This is a genomic window from Mycobacterium sp. E1715 (genome assembly GCF_001667625.1).
Classification (GTDB): domain Bacteria; phylum Actinomycetota; class Actinomycetes; order Mycobacteriales; family Mycobacteriaceae; genus Mycobacterium.
On the sequence record NZ_LZJJ01000030.1, the window covers coordinates 1 to 3,459 of the forward strand.

Below are 3,459 nucleotides of genomic sequence, written 5' to 3' on the forward strand. Positions count from 1 at the left end.
GCCGATCGGCTGCCGCAGACCGTCGCCGAACACTCGCACAGCGAATTGCAGCGGCTCACCGTGCTCAACCGCGACGTCTTGACCCTTCGCCGGGACGAGTTGGCCGCGCAACCCAACGCGGTCGTCGCCAACCTGCCCTACAACGTCGCGGTTGAGCACGGTGAGCCGCTGCAATTCGCTGTGCGAGTGTTCGGCGACGGTCTGCGGCAGCCGATCGGCCAGGACCGGGTCGATTTCGACGGCGGTTACCGTGGCGCCGCGGTCCAGCAACGCCAACGTCAGCGATCCCAGGCCGGGTCCGACCTCGAGGACGTGGTCGGACCGGCCGACCCCGGAGGTCGAGACGATCCGGCGGACCGTGTTGGCATCGTGGACGAAGTTCTGACCGAGGGATTTCCGGGGCCGAAGGTCAAGTTCTTTGGCAAGCCGCCTGATCTCGGTGCGACCGAGCAGCCGGATGGTCAGCTTGCCCCTGCTCTTCCGCTGCACACGGGCCACGCGCCCCAACCCTGACGCTCGCGCGTCACCTCGGCGACTGCGATCTGCTCTTCCCGGGTCGCCAGGTCCGCGCGCGCGGCGAACCGCAGCCCGCCGTTGCGCTCCCAGGTGCCCTGATCGAACTGCACACCGCCGTAGTAGCCGTTGCCGGTGTTGATCGCCCAGTTTCCGCCCGCCTCGCAGCCTGCGATCGCGTCCCAGATGGAGCCGTTGGTGACCGGTGGCACGTCGGTGCCGGGCTTGGTGCCCACCCGCACCACCGCCTCGCGGGCCGGGGTGATCACGGTGTTGGCGATCGGCAACCGGCCGGTCTCAACGCCGTTGACGGTGGCGACCGCGAAGGTGACGTCCTGGATGCCGGGGCTGCCCGGGTCTTCGACCACCTGGCGGCTCATGTTCATGTCCGGGTCCTCGACCCGACGGGCGTTGGGCTGCAACGGCATTCGCTCGGTCACCCGCTCGATCCGGTTGCGGGTCACCTGGATTTCCATGCCGTCGACAATGGGGGACGACGCGCTCGGCATCGCCTGGTCGCCTTCGAGGAGCGGGGCGCCGGCCGCGCTCAGCAGCCCCGCGACGTTGGGCGCGGGCAGGTGCACCGTACGGGTGGTGCCGCCATCGGTGATGCGGACCGTCTTCGCGCTGACGACGGGCAGCGCCATTCCCGCGAGCGGGACCCGGCTGCCGCGGGAGGCCGCGGCGGGGGCCGTGTCGGTCATGGCGAGTTGGGCCAGGGCCTCGTCGACGGTCGATGCCGTCGTCCACACCTGCCTGGTGTCGTGACCGTCCAGCGAGATCTGCAGCGGGCGGCTGCGGCGCAACACGATGTTGGCGGCGTCGTGCACCTTGACGTCCCCGGCGGGGTACAGGTCGTCCCGCTCGTCGACAGCGAAGCCGTTCTCCTGCACGATGTCGATGACCCGCGACTTCATGGTCGTGACCCGCATCGCAATGCCGTCAACGGTCAGCGTCACCGTCTTGCACGCGGAGACCGCGAATCCACCTGCGAACGCCAGAACCAGTAACAGTCCTCCGACGATGAGCCGCAACATCGGCGACGGTGTCTGATGAAGTTTTGTTAATACAGTCAACGCGCGTCTATCCCGACCACAGCAATTACTCCAACGACCTAATCAGCACCAAGCGACAAATAAGGGCCCGTAGGCCCCACCCTTTCGATCACAAGACGGTAACGAACCGGCCAAAGTTGAGCAACTCCGGCGCGAATTCGTTAACGCAATCGTCCCGTGCAGCGAGTCAACCGGGAGCCAGCCCGTAGACCCGCCGAGCGTTGCTCGTCGTGGCCTGCGCCAGCTCTTCGGCGGGACGGCCCACCAGTTCGGCGACCGCCCGGACAGTATAAGGAAGGCAATACGGCTCGTTCGGTGCACCGCGGTACGGATGCGGCGTCAAGAAGGGCGCATCGGTTTCCACCAGCAGTTGTTCCAGCGGTATCAGCGGAACGGCTTCCCGCAGGTCGCGGGCGTTGCGGAAGCTCGCCGTTCCCGACAGGCTGAGCAACCATCCGGCGTCCACGCAGCGGCGGGCCATCGCGGCGTCCGACGAGAAGCAGTGAAAGATCACCGTGTCGGGCGCGCCTTCGGCCGCCAGCACGTCGAGCACCTCGGCGTCGGCGTCCCGGTTGTGGATCATCAACGGTTTGCCGCACCGCTTGGCCAGGTCGATGTGCCAGGCGAACGCTTCCCGTTGGGTGTCCGGCTGCGCGCACCCGTCGAGGCGCCCGGGCCAATACAGGTCCAGGCCGGTCTCGCCGACGGCCACCACCCGGGGGTGGGCCACCAGCCGCTCTATTTCGCCGCGGGCGGCGTCGTCGAGCGCATCGGCGCGGGTCGGGTGCAGCGCCACCGCGGCGTACACCCGCGGATCCCATTCGGCGGCGCGGGTCACCCAAGCCGCCGAAGCCAGGTCGTCGGCGATGGTGACCACGGCCCCCACCCCGACCGCCGCGGCGCGATCCACGATGGCGCGCACGTCCCCGGCGTCCCGCGCGCCACAGGCGTCGAGGTGGGTGTGGGCGTCGACCAGGGGGGCCAGCGGTTCGGGTGCGGGCGGCGCTTCTCGTTCTCGTCGGTTGGAGCTCACGCGCACACAATAAGGTGGACTCTCGATGAGGCCCTTCTACGTCACCACCGCGATCACGTACCCCAACGGCAATCCGCACGTCGGGCACGCCTACGAGTACATCGCCACCGACGCCATCGCGCGATTCAAGCGGCTCGATGGGTTCGACGTGCGTTTCCTGACCGGCACCGACGAGCACGGCCTCAAGATGCTCGAGACGGCGGCGGCGGAGGGCCTTCCGACCGCCGAGCTGGCGCGGCGGAATTCCGATGTTTTTCAACGCCTGCAGGAGAAGCTCAACATCTCCTTCGATCGGTTCATTCGCACCACCGACGCCGACCATCACGAAGCGTCCAAGGAGATCTGGCGGCGGATGGACGCCGCCGGAGACATCTACCTGGACAGCTACACGGGTTGGTACTCCGTGCGCGACGAGCGGTTCTTCGTCGAATCCGAGACCGCGGTGGTCGACGGGACAAGGGTCGCCGTGGAAACCGGAACGCCGGTGACGTGGACCGAGGAGCAGACCTACTTCTTCCGGCTCTCGGCGTACACCGACAAGCTGCTGGCCCATTACGAGGCCAACCCGGACTTCATCGCCCCCGAAGTGCGCCGCAACGAAGTGGTCAGCTTCGTCTCCGGCGGCCTGCGCGACCTGTCGATCTCGCGCACCTCGTTCGACTGGGGCGTCAAAGTGCCCGACCATCCCGATCACGTCATGTACGTCTGGGTCGACGCGCTGACCAATTACCTGACCGGGGTCGGCTACCCCGACACCGACTCGCCGATGTTCCGCCGCTACTGGCCCGCCGACCTGCACATGATCGGCAAGGACATCATCCGGTTCCACACCGTCTACTGGCCGGCGTTTCTGATGTC

4 protein-coding genes are annotated in these 3,459 nt (G+C 67.5%); 1 reads left to right on the forward strand and 3 read right to left on the reverse strand.

Going from position 1 to position 3,459, the window contains the following annotated elements; genetic code table 11:
• From A9X03_RS01585 to A9X03_RS01595, 3 genes are all read right to left on the reverse strand, one after another.
• Positions 1 to 465, reverse strand: a 465-nt coding sequence (locus tag A9X03_RS01585) for an rRNA adenine N-6-methyltransferase family protein (RefSeq protein ID WP_304528472.1), incomplete at its 3' end; no start/stop codon positions are given.
• On the reverse strand, positions 462 to 1,589 hold the full coding sequence (locus A9X03_RS01590) for a resuscitation-promoting factor (protein WP_197695991.1): 1,128 nt from the start codon (positions 1,587 to 1,589) through the stop codon (positions 462 to 464). The genes A9X03_RS01590 and A9X03_RS01585, both read right to left, overlap by 4 nt.
• Before the next feature lie 166 nt (positions 1,590 to 1,755).
• Positions 1,756 to 2,607 carry a TatD family hydrolase gene (locus tag A9X03_RS01595; RefSeq protein WP_067759447.1) on the reverse strand — a complete coding sequence of 284 codons (852 nt, stop codon included), beginning with the start codon at positions 2,605 to 2,607 and terminating at the stop codon, positions 1,756 to 1,758.
• A 19-nt stretch (positions 2,608 to 2,626) separates the two neighbouring features.
• Here A9X03_RS01595 and A9X03_RS01600 point away from each other — a divergent pair.
• A partial coding sequence (locus A9X03_RS01600) for a methionine--tRNA ligase (RefSeq protein WP_082970926.1) occupies positions 2,627 to 3,459 on the forward strand: 833 nt, incomplete at its 3' end.